This is a genomic window from Shewanella vaxholmensis (assembly GCF_031932135.1).
GTDB classification, from domain to species: Bacteria; Pseudomonadota; Gammaproteobacteria; order Enterobacterales; family Shewanellaceae; genus Shewanella; species Shewanella hafniensis.
This window is the reverse complement of record NZ_JAUOEV010000033.1, coordinates 15,916-33,448: the sequence shown is the minus strand read 5'-3', so window position 1 is coordinate 33,448 and position 17,533 is coordinate 15,916. Positions and strand designations below refer to the sequence as shown.

Annotated in this window: 15 protein-coding genes; 6 read left to right on the top strand and 9 right to left on the bottom strand. The window is 46.8% G+C overall.

Translation table 11 applies throughout. The annotated features are described in order from the left end of the window. Nucleotides 1–62 precede the first annotated feature (62 nt). The 5 genes from Q4Q46_RS20325 (at nt 63) to Q4Q46_RS20305 (ending at nt 6,039) form a co-directional block, all read left to right on the top strand. On the top strand, nt 63–779 hold the full coding sequence (locus Q4Q46_RS20325) for an SIMPL domain-containing protein (protein WP_006082262.1): 717 nt from the start codon (nt 63–65) through the stop codon (nt 777–779). Nucleotides 780–950: 171 nt separating this feature from the next. Next, nucleotides 951–1,964 (top strand): efflux RND transporter periplasmic adaptor subunit, encoded by a 1,014-nt coding sequence (locus Q4Q46_RS20320; protein ID WP_311906914.1) that lies wholly within the window; start codon nt 951–953, stop codon nt 1,962–1,964. Nucleotides 1,965–2,000: 36 nt separating this feature from the next. Next, nucleotides 2,001–5,255: an efflux RND transporter permease subunit gene (locus tag Q4Q46_RS20315; RefSeq protein WP_311906913.1), complete on the top strand. Its 3,255-nt coding sequence runs from the start codon at nt 2,001–2,003 to the stop codon at nt 5,253–5,255. Between the two features lie 43 nt (nt 5,256–5,298). After that, the gene (locus Q4Q46_RS20310) at nt 5,299–5,511 is read left to right on the top strand and encodes a YgaP family membrane protein (protein WP_311906912.1); all 213 of its coding nucleotides are present in this window, start codon (nt 5,299–5,301) and stop codon (nt 5,509–5,511) included. 111 nt (nt 5,512–5,622) lie between these two features. Further along, nucleotides 5,623–6,039, top strand: coding sequence for a rhodanese-like domain-containing protein (locus Q4Q46_RS20305; protein ID WP_311906911.1), 417 nt, complete (start codon nt 5,623–5,625; stop codon nt 6,037–6,039). A 338-nt stretch (nt 6,040–6,377) separates the two neighbouring features. Here Q4Q46_RS20305 and Q4Q46_RS20300 read toward each other — a convergent pair whose 3' ends face one another. Beyond that, a complete protein-coding gene (locus Q4Q46_RS20300; protein ID WP_259564130.1) occupies nt 6,378–6,869 on the bottom strand; it encodes a GNAT family N-acetyltransferase in 492 nt (163 codons plus the stop codon). A gap of 1,015 nt (nt 6,870–7,884) precedes the next feature. On the opposite strand from Q4Q46_RS20300, the gene Q4Q46_RS20295 reads away from it, so the two are divergent. Beyond that, nucleotides 7,885–10,344: a S8 family serine peptidase gene (locus tag Q4Q46_RS20295; protein WP_311906909.1), complete on the top strand. Its 2,460-nt coding sequence runs from the start codon at nt 7,885–7,887 to the stop codon at nt 10,342–10,344. 83 nt (nt 10,345–10,427) lie between these two features. Here the strand turns inward: Q4Q46_RS20295 and Q4Q46_RS20290 are convergent, their stop codons facing one another. The 8 genes from Q4Q46_RS20290 to tgt all read right to left on the bottom strand — a co-directional run bounded on the left by Q4Q46_RS20290 (nt 10,428) and on the right by tgt (nt 17,416). Next, nucleotides 10,428–10,973: a YaeQ family protein gene (locus Q4Q46_RS20290; RefSeq protein WP_311906908.1), complete on the bottom strand. Its 546-nt coding sequence runs from the start codon at nt 10,971–10,973 to the stop codon at nt 10,428–10,430. Between the two features lie 159 nt (nt 10,974–11,132). Continuing rightward, on the bottom strand, nt 11,133–12,044 hold the full coding sequence (locus Q4Q46_RS20285; protein ID WP_259480943.1) for a precorrin-2 dehydrogenase/sirohydrochlorin ferrochelatase family protein: 912 nt from the start codon (nt 12,042–12,044) through the stop codon (nt 11,133–11,135). Between the two features lie 19 nt (nt 12,045–12,063). After that, a complete protein-coding gene (locus Q4Q46_RS20280; protein WP_311906907.1) occupies nt 12,064–12,423 on the bottom strand; it encodes a rhodanese-like domain-containing protein in 360 nt (119 codons plus the stop codon). Nucleotides 12,424–12,551: 128 nt separating this feature from the next. Continuing rightward, complete coding sequence (locus tag Q4Q46_RS20275) at nt 12,552–12,869, bottom strand: putative signal transducing protein (RefSeq protein ID WP_006082273.1); 318 nt, start codon at nt 12,867–12,869, stop codon at nt 12,552–12,554. Between the two features lie 234 nt (nt 12,870–13,103). Beyond that, entirely contained in the window at nt 13,104–14,051 is a 948-nt protein-coding gene (secF, locus tag Q4Q46_RS20270; RefSeq protein WP_006082274.1) for a protein translocase subunit SecF, read from the bottom strand. A gap of 12 nt (nt 14,052–14,063) precedes the next feature. After that, nucleotides 14,064–15,914 carry a protein translocase subunit SecD gene (gene secD, locus Q4Q46_RS20265; protein WP_259574142.1) on the bottom strand — a complete coding sequence of 617 codons (1,851 nt, stop codon included), beginning with the start codon at nt 15,912–15,914 and terminating at the stop codon, nt 14,064–14,066. A 17-nt stretch (nt 15,915–15,931) separates the two neighbouring features. After that, complete coding sequence (gene yajC, locus Q4Q46_RS20260; RefSeq protein ID WP_006082276.1) at nt 15,932–16,264, bottom strand: preprotein translocase subunit YajC; 333 nt, start codon at nt 16,262–16,264, stop codon at nt 15,932–15,934. A 27-nt stretch (nt 16,265–16,291) separates the two neighbouring features. After that, nucleotides 16,292–17,416 (bottom strand): tRNA guanosine(34) transglycosylase Tgt, encoded by a 1,125-nt coding sequence (tgt, locus tag Q4Q46_RS20255; protein ID WP_006082277.1) that lies wholly within the window; start codon nt 17,414–17,416, stop codon nt 16,292–16,294. Between the last annotated feature and the right edge of the window lie 117 nt (nt 17,417–17,533).

The window sequence follows — 17,533 nt, the reverse complement described above, 5'->3', positions numbered from 1 at the left end:
GTGCATGACTTAGGTTTATTGGGTATCTTAGGCTGAGTTTATCTAATCAAGAGATTCTTTTTATGGAAAAAAATAACATCCTTCCTGCCCTGCTGCTGGGCGGTTTCCTTTGTGCTGGGCTTGTGTATGTTGGTCAGACAGCGAGCACAGCATTATTGCAGATGAAAGCCATGGAACGCACAGTGACAGTCAAGGGCTTAGCGGAAAAAGAAGTCAAAGCCAATGTGGCGATTTGGCCAATCAATTTCACTGAGGTTGATAATAATCTGCCTAAACTCTACGAGACGGTTCAGCAAAAAACCGACCGCGTCGTGGCGTTTTTAAAGGAACAAGGCTTTAGCGATAGCGAAATTACGATTTCATTACCTTCAATTGAAGATCGCCAAGCACAAGGTTACGTCGACCCCAACGTCAGATACCGTTACTCGGCAAAGGTGAACCTGTCGGTTTATACCCCGCAAATTGATTTAATGCTCAATACTCGTAAGCAGATGATTAGCTTAGTGAAGGAAGGCATAGCGATCGCCAGCCAAGAGTATGACAATCGCACCGAATTCCTGTTTACCGATCTCAATTCAGTCAAACCTGTGATGGTGCAAGAAGCGACTCAAAATGCCCGTGAAGTGGCGGAAAAATTTGCTAAGGATTCAGATTCTCGCCTCGGAAAAATTAAAACCGCCAGTCAAGGCCAGTTTACTATTTCGGATCGCGATAACAGCACGCCTTACATTAAACAAATTCGCATTGTGTCCACACTCACCTACTATTTAAATGACTAAATCTTAGGCTTAGTCGGAACTCACTGAAACGATGGGAATAAGGCACTTATGGGCCTTATTCCTAAATTAGGAAAATACACTATATTAAATTTTTCTAATAAATATTGATTGCCTATTGAAAATAACTCCATTAGAATTTACTCATGAATTACATCTGGGATGATATAAATTATGACGTCAATTTCTCGCGCATTTTTCTTACTCTTGGCACTTGCCAGTACTCAAGTCCAGGCTGCCTCAGTCGAAACTATCGAAGTCTTAACTAAACCCTACGCCAATTGGGTCACCTTAGATGCCACCATAGAAGCAGTAAAAGCGGCGACTGTATCGGCGCAAACCTCTGGCCGTATTGTCAAACTCAACTACGATGTTAACGATGTTGTCCCAGAGGGAGCCGCCCTACTGGAGATCACCAGTAAAGAGCAAGGCGCTGAACTGGCAAGCTTTGAGGCCGATTTAGCTAAAGCCAAAGCATTGAATGTCGAAGCACAGGCGCAATATAAACGTTATAAAGAATTATTCCCCCAAGGCGCGATTTCTAAGGGCGCGATGGACGAAGCCACCGCCAATGCTAAGGCCACAGAACAAGCCGTAACCGCAGCGCAAGCCCGCGTCATCAAAGCCAGCGAATCCTTAAAATACACTGTGGTATCAGCGCCTTTTAGTGGTGTAGTCACAGAGCGTTTTGTCGAACTGGGTGAAACGGTGAGCCCAGGACAAGCGCTACTTTCAGGGTTTTCTGCGAGTCAAATGCGCGCCATTACCCAAGTGCCGCAGCGCTATATCAATCAGCTGAAAAATGCCCCCGAATTCCTCGTCCGTCTAAGTGATGGCCGCGAGTTAACTTCAAAGAATCTCACTATTTTTAGTTTTGCCGATCCCGTCAGCCACAGCTATCAAGTACGCATTAATCTGCCTGAAAATGAAGCTAATCTTCAACCCGGTACTTGGGCAAAAGCTTCCTTTAAAAATGGCGAACGAGAAAAAATCCAACTGCCCACCTCAGCGCTACTGACAATGAACGAACTGAGCAGCGTTTACCTTAAAAAGGGCGAAGAATTTGTACTCACCCAAGTCCGTGTCGCCAATCCATTAGATGGCGAGGTCGAAGTGCTGGCGGGCCTTAAGTCTGGCGACAAGGTTGCCGTTGATGCCTACCAAGTGTTGCTCAACAAAAAGCAATAAATTCCCTAGCGACTTAAGTTTTGTCGAGGTTGTTTTATGAAACATGCTCCAGTACCACAGACCACACTTGGGATTTCCGGTCGAATTGCCGCCGCCTTCCAAAATAGCGCCATCACGCCGCTATTAGCGCTTCTCGGACTCTTACTCGGCTTATTTGCTATTTTGGTGACGCCAAAGGAAGAAGAGCCACAAATTGATGTCACCTTTGCCGACGTGTTTATTCCTTTTCCCGGCGCGACACCTACGGAAGTTGAAAACTTAGTCACTTTGCCTGCGGAGCAAGTGATCTCCGAAATCAAAGGCATAGATACCCTATACTCGTTCTCCCAACCCGATGGCGCTCTGATTATCGTCATCTTTAAGGTCGGCGTCGCGCGCAATGATGCCATCGTCAGCCTGTACAACCAGATTTATTCCAATATGGATAAATTGCCAAGAGGCGCAGGGGTGGGCGATCCGCTAATTAAACCCCGCGGCATCGATGATGTGCCCATTGTCAGTTTGACCTTGTGGTCAAAGGACAGACAAGTCTCTGCCGAGCAACTGACCCATGTCGCCCTTGGATTAGAAACCGAAATTAAGCGCATTCCCGGTACCCGCGAAATCTATACCGTTGGCCAGCACGAAATGGTGGCCAACATACGCATCGATCCCGCCAAGATGAACAGCTTTAATCTGACCTACGACAAGTTAAGACAGAGTCTAAATGACAATAATATGGTATCTATGCCTGCATCCTTAGTGCAAGGTAATCAAGAGATTAAAGTTCAGGCTGGGCAATTTTTACAATCCATAGACGATCTCAAACAATTAGTTGTCAGTGTCTATCAGGATAAACAAAGCAAGCATATTCCGATTTATTTGGCGGATATTGCCGAAATCAGCTTGAAGAGTGATATCCCTAAACAGAGCGTTTGGCACGCAGATAAAACCGATATTTATCCCGCCGTCACTATCGCAATTGGTAAACAAGCGGGACAGAATGCCGTCGATATCGCCGACAGTGTCATTGAGCGGATTGCTAAGGTCGACAATGTGTTGATCCCCGCGAATGTCGAAGTCACAGTGTCACGTAACTATGGCGAAACCGCGGCGGATAAATCTAACACCCTTATTTTAAAACTGATTTTCGCCACCAGCGCCGTTGTCGTACTGGTCTTTTTAACCATGGGGGCCCGCGAATCCTTAGTCGTAGGTGTGGCCATTATTGTCACGCTGGCGATCACCCTTTTCGCCTCTTGGGCATGGGGATTTACCTTAAACCGCGTGTCCTTGTTCGCGTTAATCTTTTCCATCGGCATCTTGGTCGACGATGCCATAGTCGTGGTCGAAAACATTCACCGGCATATGGCGCTCGGCAAAAAGTCCTTTAGTGATCTTATCCCTGTGGCGGTCGATGAAGTCGGTGGCCCGACGATTCTGGCGACGTTCACCGTTATCGCGGCCTTGCTGCCTATGGCCTTCGTGTCGGGTTTAATGGGACCTTACATGAGCCCAATTCCCATCAACGCCAGTATGGGCATGTTAATTTCTCTAGTGGTTGCCTTTGTCGTCACCCCTTGGCTCAGTCGTAAACTGCTGAAACACAATGACAAGCACGATAGCGCCCAAGCCTCGCACGAGGATGAAGCCGAAACTAAGATGGTGCGTCTCTTCACCCACTTAATTGGTCCTTTCCTGCTGGGGAAAAATGCCCGTAAGGCAAGAATGGGACTGGCTGCCGGCGTATTTGTGTTGATCGGTATCGCCGTAGCGCTCCCCGTCGGTCAGCTCGTGGTGCTGAAAATGCTGCCCTTCGATAATAAGTCCGAGTTTCAAGTTATGGTGGACATGCCCGAAGGCACTCCCGTAGAGCAAACCCAGAGAGTGCTACAGGATTTGAGTCGCTATCTGACGACAGTCCCTGAAGTCGAGCATCTGCAGTTGTATGCGGGCACTAACGCGCCAATGAACTTTAACGGCTTAGTGCGTCACTACTTCCTGCGTCACAGCCAAGAGCTTGGCGACATTCAAGTTAACTTAGTGGATAAAAAACACCGCAAACGCGACAGCCACACCATAGCGGTATCGGTGCGAGACGAACTGCAGCAAATTGGCGAGCAATATCAAGCCAATATCAAAGTAGTTGAAGTGCCACCTGGACCGCCAGTGTGGTCGCCGCTGGTTGCCGAAGTGTATGGCCCAAGCCCCGCAATCCGCGAGCAAGCCGCTTACGAGATGCAGGCGCTGTTCCATGAAACCAAAGATGTGGTCGATATCGATATTTTCTTGCCCGCTGCCCAGCAAAAATGGCAGGTGATGATCGACCGCAGTAAAGCCAGCCTGATGGCCGTGCCCTACAGCAATATTGTCGACTTGATTGCCACCTCCGTTGGCGGCAAAGATGTGAGTTATTTACATCAAGCCCAGCAAAAACAACCGATACCGATCCGTCTGCAATTAAACGAAGATGCGAAAGTCGATTTAGAGCAAGTGCTGAATATGAAGTTACTGAGCCAAACGGGGCAATCTGTGCCGGTGTCTGAGCTGGTAACCATCAAACGCGGCAAAATCGATGCACCGATTATCCATAAGAATATGATCCCTATGATTATGGTCGTCGCCGATATGTCGGGGCCACTGGACAGCCCACTCTACGGCATGTTCGACATGGCGGGCAAAATTGATGGCGCCGATGGCTTAGGGTTTGATCAGCATTATATTCACCAACCCACAGGGCTAGACTCGGTCGCCGTGCTGTGGGATGGCGAGTGGAAAATCACCTACGAAACCTTTAGAGACATGGGCATCGCCTATGCGGTCGGCATGATCGCCATTTATCTCTTGGTAGTGGCGCAGTTTAGATCGTATCTCGTGCCGCTCATCATCATGGCGCCAATCCCATTAACTGTGATTGGTGTAATGCCAGGCCATGCCCTGCTCGCAGCGCAATTCACCGCGACGTCCATGATAGGCATGATAGCGCTGGCGGGGATTATTGTGCGTAACTCGATATTATTGGTCGATTTTATCAATCAAGAAACCGCATCCGGCGTGCCCTTTGAGCGGGCAGTGATCCACTCGGGTGCCGTGCGGGCCAAACCCATTATGCTCACCGCATTAGCGGCCATGATTGGGGCGCTGTTTATCCTTGATGATCCGATTTTCAATGGCTTAGCGATCAGTCTGATCTTTGGTATTTTTATCTCGACCATACTGACCTTAGTTGTTATCCCAGTGCTGTACTACACAGCAATGAAAAACCGCATGAATACTATTCAGATACAGATACAGACACAAACACAAAACTAACCACAACAAAGGCCATCACCAAGATGGCCTCAAGGAGTAAGGTATGTCATTAGAACGCAGCATTATGGCTTTTGCCGGATTTATGGTGTTACTGTCACTGGTGTTAACCGCCTATATGCACCACAACTTTCTGTGGCTAACCGCATTTGTTGGCGCTAACCTGTTCCAAAGTGCTTTTACTGGTTTTTGCCCTGCCGCCATGGTTTTACGCAAATTGGGTGTAAAATCAGAGGCTGAAATTGCCAAGCAAAGCTAAGCCACACAAAGTCACTACTTAATAGTTAAGAGTTAAGAGTTAAGATTTAGGTGAGTAAGTACCCGCTTGGCTAATACAAGTGTGCCAAAAAAGTCGTCAAGGAGAGATAAAGTGACCCACAACCTAGTAACCCGGGGCCAAAGCCTAATGCGCTTAGCCCTGTTAAGCCTGCAGTCGCTGGTACTCATGCCACTGCTACTAATGCCCATGATGGCCAGCGCCGCCAACCAAGATCCTGTAATCGCATGGGATAAAATTGCCGCAGGTGCTATGGTGCTCGATGTCAGAACGCCTGAAGAATTTGCCGAAGGTCATCTAGCCAATGCGGTAAATATTCCCTTTGAGCAAGTAGCAGAGGAGTTTGCTAAGCGCGGCATCGCCAAAGATGCCCCTGTTGTCTTGTATTGCCGCAGTGGTCGCCGTAGCAGTATCGCAACCGAAGCCTTAGTCGCTGCAGGATACACTCAAACCTATAATGGTGGCGGTTATTCCACCTTAGTTGAGGCGCAAAAAACGCCCGCTAAGTAATTCACCGCCATCGAATAGGCTCTAGTGCGGGAAGCAAGTGTTAATCACTTAAGCACTGTCACCTCATTATAGTCATTCAAGCTTTAACCCCTAAAAGCGCCCTAAGGCGCTTTTTTATTGTCTAAGTGAATAAGCTTACTTTAAGCAATAGCCTATCAATCAATATTGCTTTATATAAAAAGCTTTTTATCCACCCCAACATTAGACTTCTAAGATGGCGGGCGAATGGCGAGATATTGAAGTATCTTATTAGCGTAAATCTATTCAGATAAAAATTAGTAATCGTTTTCGCTGCTACACAAGTAACATCAATGAGCTGATGTATGGCAAAAAATTAACTATCTAACATGTTCAAAACGTAGATGACCTTCATTAACGCCAGTCTCACTAAAACCATTGGAAATCAAAACCCTTTTTGATGCTTCATTTTCCGCTAAAGTATGAGCAATAATGTTCTTTGTTTTTTCAAAAGAGTAAGCATGGGAAACGAGTGTATTAACGATTTCTGTAGCATAGCCACGACGCTGCCACTCAGGTAGCACTGAATAACCAATTTCAACCATCCCATGACTATCTGGAGGTCCAAAATAACCACCAGAGCCAACTAGCGTTCTCTCTCCTGAAACAGGATTAATATCAACTGCATACCAGCCATACCAACCTTGGGCTGCTTCACCGCCCTTTTCATAGCAAGCAAGGAAAAACGCCATTGCATCACAATCGTATTCGCCACAAGGCCAAGCATTTGAAACAATTGCATTTAATTTTTCAGCAAGTAACTGTGGTGTTTCAAGCTCTATATGAAGATGATCAGCTGAAGAAGATATCAATACGATCCGCTTAGATGTTATATTTTTTATAATTTTTATTTACTCCAATTTAGGATTTATAGTGCACAGCCTTAAACTCGTGCACTCACTCGCTTAAAAAATGCCACAAGAAAAAAACTTAACCTCATGAATTAATTTAACTTACCACCCATCCAACAGACACGCTATTAGGCAAAATGCTTATATGTCAAGTTTTGTGAAAATGCTAAAAATTCGAGCTTATATATGCAGATTATTAGAAGTAAAACGCCACACTAATGGGCGTTATAATAATTTAAATGAATATATTTTTTAGACTGTTCTAACGATGAAAAATAAATAAGATTATTTAAAATTTTTAATTGAAAGTTATCGACATAATTAGCCTCACAAACATAATTGAAGCATGTACGAGTTTGCAGTGGTAGCTCATATCCTGTGCCGCTATTTTGGATAATGTACACTCAGCATTTACCGTTAACAGCCACATCGCATGCTTTCACTTCTCGTTTTGCCGCTCACATTCCCCTTCAAAAAACACCTCAACAAATTAGCGTGAATGGCTTAACCGTCGTCAATGAATTGGCAACCGCCACTCCCTTGACAGGATTTTGCAACAATTTCGCATAATCAATCACTTGAGAAAATCTCATTATTATCCTTAAACTTTAAAGCTAAATTTAGTTATTTGTAATCACAAAAAAATATATGTATAAATTTCAATACTATGGAAACCAACAAATCAATATAAAGTACTCATATTGACCGTAAATTCGCATTCGCTTATTCATATTTACCACATAAAAAAACAAAAATTTGAATAAAATTTGGTTACAACTCGTTACATGTTGAATTTATATTCACATTAACTGCTTATAAAACCTGTTTTTTTACAAGCAGTCATACCATTAACAATTGGTTTACAAATACTTTAGTCGCAGATAAATTCACTAACCGAGTAGCATCTGAGTCGTAGTTATTCTTATGAAACATAAAATAATAATGATTAACACTAAATTGACCATGGAAGAAGAACATGACAATCAACAGAACCACTAAAATAGCGTTAAGCCTTTCAAGCTTAGCTATTGCGATCTCAGCCGGTGTACAAGCTGCACCACAAGCCCCAGGTTTTGCCGCAGCATTACAAGCACAAACCTCTCCACTGCCAAAGCGTTACATAGTGAAATTTAAAAACGCCGATGCAGCGGCCATTATGTCGGCCAGTAATGTGCAATCAATGAGTGATCAGCAATCAAGTGACGCGACAACTGATACGCTGCCAAGCACGATGAATTATCAGCCACAAATGGCGGAAATCAGTGCCCAGCACACTGCATTGAATAAAGTGCAAGCGAAGGAAATGAAGCGTATCGGCCGCAGTAACAGCTACTCGGTCAAACTCGATGCTAACGGCATCAATACCTTAAAAAAACGTGCCGATGTGGAATATGTTGAAGAAGACATGCCGCGTCACTTACTGAGTGAAAGCACTCCCTGGGGCCAAACCTTTGTGGGGGCGACTCAGTTAAGCGATAGCCAAGCGGGCAACCGCACGATTTGTATTATCGATTCTGGCTACGACCGTAGCCACAGCGAATTGGGTGGCAACAATGTCACGGGTACCAATAACTCAGGTACAGGCAACTGGTTTGAGCCGGGCAACAACAACGCCCACGGCACTCACGTTGCTGGCACGATTGCGGCGATTGCTAACAATGACGGCGTGATCGGCGTAATGCCAAATCAAACTGCCAATATTCATGTCGTAAAAGTGTTTAACGAATCGGGCTGGGGTTACTCTTCATCCTTAGTGGCCGCAGTAGATACTTGTGTTGCCAACGGCGCTAACGTTGTCACTATGAGTTTAGGTGGCGCGGGTTCCAGCACCACTGAGCGTAACGCTCTGGCTGCACATTATAACAATGGTGTGCTCTTGATTGCCGCTGCGGGTAACGCAGGTGACAGCACTCACAGCTACCCAGCATCCTACGATGGTGTGATGTCTGTTGCCTCTGTGGATAATCATAAAGACCACTCGGCATTTTCCCAATACACCAACCAAGTGGAAATATCTGGCCCAGGTGAAGCGATTCTGTCGACGGTTACCCGTGGCGAAGGCCGTTTAGCCGATATCACTATCGGTGGTCAGTCTTACTTTGATTCAGGTGTCGTGCCACATAATCGCCTTATTTCATCGGGCGGCAGCTATGTGCCTGCGCCATACAATGGCACAGCGACAGCCACACTTGCCGAATGTAGCGTCAGCGGAACTAGCTTCAACTGCGGCAACATGACCAATAAAATCTGTTTAGTGGAGCGTGTTGGCAATCAAGGCACAAGTTACCCTGAAATCAATGCGGCTAAAGCCTGTAAAAATGCTGGTGCCAGTGCGGCGATTGTTTACAGTAACGCGGCATTACCGGGCTTACAAAACCCCTTCCTTGTCGATGCTAACAGTGAAATCAATATGGTTTCCGTGTCTGTGGATCGCGCAACAGGTTTAGCACTACGTAATCAATTGGGCGCGACAGCAACAGTCAGCAACCAAGGTAATAAAGATTACGAGTACTACAACGGTACTTCGATGGCGACGCCACATGTGTCAGGTGTTGCAACCTTAGTCTGGAGCTATCACCCAGAGTGTAGTGCCGCGCAAGTTCGTAACGCATTGAAAATGACCGCCGAAGATCTTGGTACTGCGGGTCGTGACAACTACTATGGCTATGGTTTAGTCAATGCAGTTGCCGCGAAAACCTTCTTAGATGCCTCTTGTACTGGCCCAACGGGTCCGGTTGATCCAACACCAACCGATGGCGTGTTAGTTAACGGTGTGGCTAAAACAGGCTTAGGCGGCGCAGCGAGTGAAGAACTGCACTTCTCCTTTGACGTACCACAAGGTGCAACTAACTTAGGCTTTGTAATGAACGGTGGTACAGGTGATGCGGACTTGTATGTGCAATATGGTGCAGCGCCGACTACAGCTAACTATGATTGCCGTCCATATAAAAGTGGCAATAGCGAGTCTTGCCCAATCACCAATGTCCAATCAGGCACTTACTACGCCATGCTGAAAGGCTATTCGGCCTTCACTGGTGTGTCATTAACAGCAAGCTACACAGCATCTAGCGGCGGTACTCCACCGACTACGCCTGCAAGCTATAGCAACACTGATAACTACAACATCCCTGATAACAAAGCAGCTGGGATCACTAGCCCAATCACAGTCACTCGCACAGGTGATTCAGGCACTGTGACTGCAGTCGTGAACATAGTCCACCCTTATATTGGTGACTTGAAAGTGCAGCTGATCAGCCCTTCTGGTAAAACAGTTACATTGCATAGCAACACAGGGGCAGGTGCTGCCAATATCAACAAGAGCTATACCGCTGATATGACGGGTGCTAATTCGAACGGCGTATGGAAGTTAAAAGCCGTAGACAGTGGCCGTGGTGATGTGGGTTATATCGATAGCTGGGAGCTGAGCTTCCAATAAATCCCAATCAATACTCATTACTGAAAAATGAAAGTAATAAATGAAAAGAGCCTGCAATCGCAGGCTCTTTTTTACAAGACATGTTATGCAATATCTTTGAGGATTTCAGGTTCGATCAACACGCTGGTATCATTATCCGATAGCCAAATTTGGCCTTCGCTGATAGAAACCTGCAATGCCATATTGCGCCCAACAAAGGCTTCCATCGCCGTGACCGACTCTTCGGCAATATTCCACACGGTTAAATTCTGGTAACGCTCTAACGCCTGCTGATTCTGTTTCCACCAAATGGGTACACTGCGGCCACCATAGGTAAATAACTGCACGACTTTGGCGCGTCCACTGGCCTTTCGCAGCCATTTCTCATCGGCCTGACCAAACTCAACCCACAGATCAATTTCGCCTGATAGGGTTTTGTCCCACAGCTCTGGCTCGTCATCGACGCACAAACCTTTACTGAAACTTAAGGTTTCGCTGGCATTCACAATAAACGCCAGTAAACGCACCATCATGCGGCCATCGGTTTCGGAAGGATGCTGGGCAAGCGTCAATTGATGGTCTTGGTAATAATTCCGATCCATATCGGCTATCTGTAAATTGACCTTAAACACGGTCGCTTTGAGGGCCATAGTCATCCTAAATGCAGAGTGAAATCCTGAAACAGCGAAATCCTAAAATAAGGCTGCCGAGTCTACCTGAGACTCGGCATTAGCTCAAACGAACAATAGGATACGTCCATCAAATCGAACAGAAAGTGCAATCGGACAGAAGTCAGAATCGATAAGAGGTTAAATCGCGCCGGGTCGCAAATGCTTAGCCATGGGAAAATGCGCCTTCAACAGACTGATTTTTTGCGTATCGGCCACCAGCAACATGCGAGTGCCCTGCTCGTACTGCTGGCTCAATTCACTGAGTGCGGGTAACTCACCACGATTAGCATCTCGACGCACTAATTCTGCCAATTCATCGCTCAAATCGCCTTGGCTATAGATCCAATCGAGGCGCTGTAATAACGGCATGGCGGCGAGTGGCAGTAAGTCCACAGAGGCTGAATCATCCAGCAAAAGGATTTCGCCGCGGCTAACTAAATGATTAAACGCATTATGGTAATGCTCGGCGGTACGACTATCGAAACGGTCGCCATTGGTATCGAAAAAACGTTCCCAAAATAAGCGACGTTTCGAGGTTGAATCGAGCTTGTCTTGCACTTCGACGCGTCTATCGGCGACAAAGTCGAATAAAGGCTTGAGTGATTGCGGTAGGCTGGATTCTAAGCGCGAGCGAATTGTGCGTGCAAATACCGGTGCAGCACCCGCAGTGCTGATCGCCACTACTAAACGGCCTCTATCGACAATCGAAGGCGTAATAAAGCGACAAAATGCCGGATTATCAACGGCATTAACCCAAATACCGCGCGCGGTAGCTAGAGTCGCCAACTCGGCATTAAGACTGTCGTTTGCCGTGGCTAAATACACCAGATCATAATTTTGAATATCGGCGTGGACCACTTCACGCTGGGATAGCAGAATACGACCCGTATCGGCATAACGCTGCACTTCAGGATTCACCTCAGGGGCTATCACATGGATACTGGCTTCGGTACGTGTTAGCAGCGCCAGCTTACGGCTCGCCACATCACCCGCCCCCACCAGCAAAACATTTAAGTTAACCGTATCGACAAACAAGGGGAAATATTGCATTAAATGAGATCCTGAACGCTTAATCCTGCACGACTGGCAGTTGACGCTGTACCCAGCCCTTATAGCCACCTATCAAAGAGGCAACGCGGGTGTAGCCCATGAGTTGCAGATTATGGGCCGCCAAGGCTGAGCGCGCACCACCTGCGCAGTAGAGTAATATGGGGGTATGCTTATCGGGGAAACGTGCTTCGATATCACGCTCTAAAATACCCCGGCTTAAATGTTTCGCTTGGGGTAAATGATCCTGCAGCCACTCGCGATCCTCACGCACATCCACAAGATGCCAGCTGTCATCGGCCTGATAGGCTTCAATGGTCACTTCGGTGATGTTAGGCAGAATTGCGTCAACAAGGGCGGAAAAAGCACTGAGATGCGGCATCACTGACTCCTAGATAAGATATTGAATGACATGATGAATGTCAGCTTATCAGCAAAGTGTAATCTTCTCATCCAGTAGACGCAATCTTTCAGCCACAGCACAAAGCGAAGGTGATTGCCTATCCAAGGCTAGTTGTGGCTTTCGCTGCGCTCAGAGCTGCATTGCCAGCAAAGCTCAAAACTGCCTTCATTGGTTTCATGGCACTGCACACATTGCCATTGTGGGCTTTCGACATCCAGCGCATTCAGTTGCACTTGCGCCGACGCATGTTGAGACTCGCCCACCCATAACTCGACGTTTTGCATCCCAGTAGGAAGCTCACCAATCCCGCCCAATAGCGCTTCACCTCTGAGCTCAACATGAATACCACAGGCCTCTAATAAACCTTTCCATGTGTGGGCTTGCAATAAATTACCACCAGCAACTAACACTTTACGTTCTTCCATGCGACATCCTACGGCTACAACTCTCTGGAATATGGGTTGCCGACATCCTACTGCTAAATAGCCGAGCCTGTCGAGCGCTGATTTTTGCATCAGTTGTTAATTTAATTAACATTCCATTTTTACAGCATAACTGACTATAACTTTGTGAGTTTGCTAGCAGAATGTCAGATCTATCTCAAATTCGAGCTAAAAAAAAGCCACCTCGTCGGTGGCTTTTTAACTCGAATGTAACCTTTAAGGCATCATAGGAGGTTGGTCTGCGCCTTCTTTCTCAATCTCAACTGGCATCATGTGTTCACGATTAATACCCAGTTTGATGGCCAAGAAACTCGCCACATAGATAGAAGAATACGTACCCACAAAAATACCCATCAGCAATGCAGTCGCAAAGCCATGGATCATAGTGCCGCCCTTAAGGAACAAGGCTACGACCACCACTAAGGTTGTACCTGTGGTGATGATTGTACGGCTCATGGTTTGAGTAATTGAAGTATTCACCACTTCTTCAGGGTCGCTTTTACGCATCTTAAGGAAGTTTTCACGGATACGGTCAAATACCACGATAGTATCGTTGAGTGAGTAACCCACAACCGTCAATAGACCCGCCAGAACGGTCAAGTCGAATTCTAATTGGAATACCGAAAACACGCCTAAAGTCACGATCACGTCGTGCGCCAGTGCCGCAACGGAACCAAACGCTAAGCGCCATTCGAAACGGAATGACACATAGATCATGATACAGATAAGCGCGACTAATACTGCTAAAGCGCCTTGCTCAGCCAGTTCTTTACCCACTTGTGGGCCAACGAACTCAACACGCTTCTGCTGAACCTGTGGATCAACTTTCTGCGCAGCTTCCATGACAGACTTAACTTGCACGTCACTCTTAACGCCTTCTTTCACCTGTAAACGTACTAATACGTCACGGCTAGAACCGAAGTTTTGCACAATGGCGCCTTCAGAATCAGGCGTCGTCAGTTGCACCCGCAGGGCGTTTAAATCGACCGGATTAGTGAACTCCATTTCAACGACGGTACCGCCAGTGAAATCAAGACCCCAGTTGATGCCATTGGTCGCGAGCGAAACCAGCGAGCCCAGCACCAATACAGCCGACATAATACTGATAGGCAGTGCATGACGGAGGAAGTTTACCGTATGTTTTAAAGATAAAATTTCAAGCATTGTCACTTCCCCTTAGATAGACAGAGTCTTCACGCGCTTACCACCCCAAATCGCGTTAACGATTGAGCGAGTACCCACGATTGCGGTAAACATGGAAGTCGCAATACCTATCATCAAGGTCACCGCGAAGCCTTTAACAGCGCCTGTACCTACGGCAAACAGAATGAGCGCCGTTAGGAAAGTGGTGATGTTCGCATCGGCGATGGTGGAGAATGCGTTACCATAACCTTCATGGATGGCCTGCTGGACGCTACGGCCCGCACGTAATTCTTCACGGATACGCTCATAGATCAGCACGTTACCGTCAACCGCCATACCCACAGTCAACACCATACCGGCAATACCCGGTAGGGTTAACACAGCGCCAGGGATCATGGACATTACGCCCACCACCATGACTAAGTTCATGGTTAAGGCGATGTTGGCGATAAGACCAAAGCCGCGGTAGTAAACCAGCATAAAGAGTAAGACAACCGCCATACCCCAAACCATAGCCTGCACACCGTTTTGAATGTTTTCAGCACCTAAGCTTGGACCAATGGTACGTTCTTCAACAATTGACACTGGGGCAATCAAGGCACCGGCACGCAGTAGTAGCGCGAGGTTTTGTGCTTCACCATGGCTTAAACCAGTGATCACAAAGTTACGGCCTAAACGCGCTTGAATGGTCGCAACAGAAATCACTTCTTGGATTTTCTGCATCTTAACGCTGCCGTCGGCATTGCGCTCACCACTGTCTTTATATTCGATGAACAATGTCGCCATAGGCTTGCCTATGTTGTCTTTGGTCACGTCAGAGAAAATGGTGCCGCCTTTCGCATCAAGGTTGATGCTAACCTGTGGACGACTGTACTGGTCAAAGCTAGGTTGTGCGCCCGTGATATGATCACCGGTCAGCATAACTTCTTTCTTCAATACCACAGTGCCACCTTCGCGGCGCTGGTACACTTCAGAACCCGCTGGTAAACGGCCAGATTGCGCAGCATTAGGATCAGCTTTGTCATCGACCATGTGGAATTCAATCGATGCGGTTGCACCTAAGATTTCCTTGGCGCGAGCCGTATCTTGCACACCTGGCAGTTCAACGATAATGCGCTCGGCGCCTTGACGTTGTACTACAGGCTCAGCCACACCTAACTCGTTTACACGGTTACGAATGGTCGTAATGTTTTGTTGCAGTGCTTCTTCTTTAATCTGCTTAAGGTACACATCACTCATCACAGCTTGCAGGGCAAAATCTTCGCCACGGCTAGCATCAGTGAACACCATATCTTTACTGCGAGACTTAAGGAAACGCTCGGCACTCGCGAGACTTTCAGCATCACGGAACTTGATTTCGATACCTGTGGTATTGCTACGAATACCAGCATAACGAATTTTCTCTTCGCGTAGTTGTGAACGGAAATCGGCAACTTTAGCCTCTTCCATCTTGCGAATCGCTTCGCCCATGTCCACTTCCATTAAGAAATGCACACCGCCGCGAAGGTCGAGACCGAGTTTCATTGGGCTGCCGCCCATTGACTCGAGCCATTTAGGCGTCGCTGGGGCTAAGTTGAGCGCCACAGTGAACTTGTCACCTAAGCTGTCAGCAATTAATTCTTTCGCCAGTAGCTGTTGATCCGCATTTTGCACACGGACCAACAACTGACCTTTTTCAAGCTCAGAGCGCTTTACCGCAATGCCCTTACTGGCTAACAGCTCGTTCACACTGGCTTGGGTTGATGCCGTGACTTCAGCACCTCGAGTCGCCACCACTTGCACCGCGTGATCTTCACCAAAAAGGTTCGGTACGGCATAGAAACAACCTATGGCGATGACGAGCATCACCATAATGTTTTTCCACATTGGGTATTTATTTAACACGCCTGAGCCCTCTTGGCTTACAACGACTGGATAGAGCCCTTAGGCAATACAGCTGCAATATAGTCTTTTTTGATCGTGATTTGAGTCGTGTCGTTTAAGCTCAGTAACACGTAATCGCTTTCGTCGCTGATTTTTGCAATCTTGCCTAAAATCCCGCCACTGGTCAGCACTTCGTCGCCTTTGCTGATTGATGACATCAGGTTTTTGTGCTCTTTAACGCGTTTTGATTGCGGACGGAAAATCATGAAATAGAAAATCAGGCCGAAAATTGCCAGCATGAAAATCAATTCCATCGTGCCGCCACCTTGTGGTGCGCCGGCAGCGCTTGCGTATGCATTTGAAATAAACATAGTTTTCTCTTCTTATTAGCAAAAAAATCAATCGACTAACTCTGGTACTTCGCGACCTTGACTGGTATAGAAGTCCGCCACAAAGGCGTCTAATGTACCCGTCTCAATCGCACCGCGCAAACCTTCCATTAACATTTGATAGTATCTCAAGTTGTGAATGGTGTTTAAACGCGCACCCAGAATCTCATTACAACGATCTAAGTGGTAAAGGTACGCCCGTGAATAATTTTTACAGGTATAACAATCACACTTAGTATCAAGTGGTGACGTGTCATCTCTATGACGCGCATTGCGTATTTTGATCACACCTTCACTCGTAAACAGATGACCGTTGCGGGCATTACGGGTTGGCATCACACAGTCAAACATGTCAACACCACGACGTACACCTTCAACTAAATCTTCTGGTTTACCGACCCCCATCAGATAGCGAGGTTTGTCTGCAGGAATTTGCGGGCAAATATGCTCAAGAATGCGATGCATATCCGCTTTAGGCTCTCCTACGGCCAAACCACCGACGGCATAACCGTCGAAACCTATATCGACTAAGCCTTTTAAGCTTTCGTCGCGTAAATCTTCATACACACCGCCCTGAATAATACCGAACAGAGAGTTAGGGTTCTCTAAACGGTCAAATTCATCACGTGAACGTCTCGCCCAACGCAGCGACATCTGCATTGACTTACGTGCTTCGTCTTCAGTTGCGGGATATGGCGTACATTCGTCAAAAATCATCACCACATCACTGCCCAATGCATCTTGAATTTGCATTGATTTTTCAGGATCTAAGAAGATTTTCTCGCCATTGATTGGCGAACGGAAATGCACACCTTCTTCGGTGATCTTACGGATATCGCCAAGACTGAATACTTGGAAACCACCCGAGTCAGTTAAAATAGGACGCTGCCAGTTCATAAAATCATGTAAGTCGCCGTGCTTACGCATGATTTCTTCGCCTGGGCGCAACCATAAATGGAAAGTGTTACCGAGCAAAATGTCTGCGCCTGTGGCACGTACTTCTTCTGGCGTCATACCTTTAACTGTGCCGTAGGTTCCCACAGGCATAAATGCTGGGGTTTCTACTGTGCCACGGTCAAAAATCAACCGACCACGGCGCGCACGGCCGTCGGTAGTATCTAATTCAAATTTCATAATTCACCTCGCCAGATAAACAGTCTGACTACATTTTTAATGGCTAATGCCATTTTGATTAACAATAGAGATGGGGACAGCGTTAAAAGGTTCAACCTTTTGACGAAAAAAAGTTGC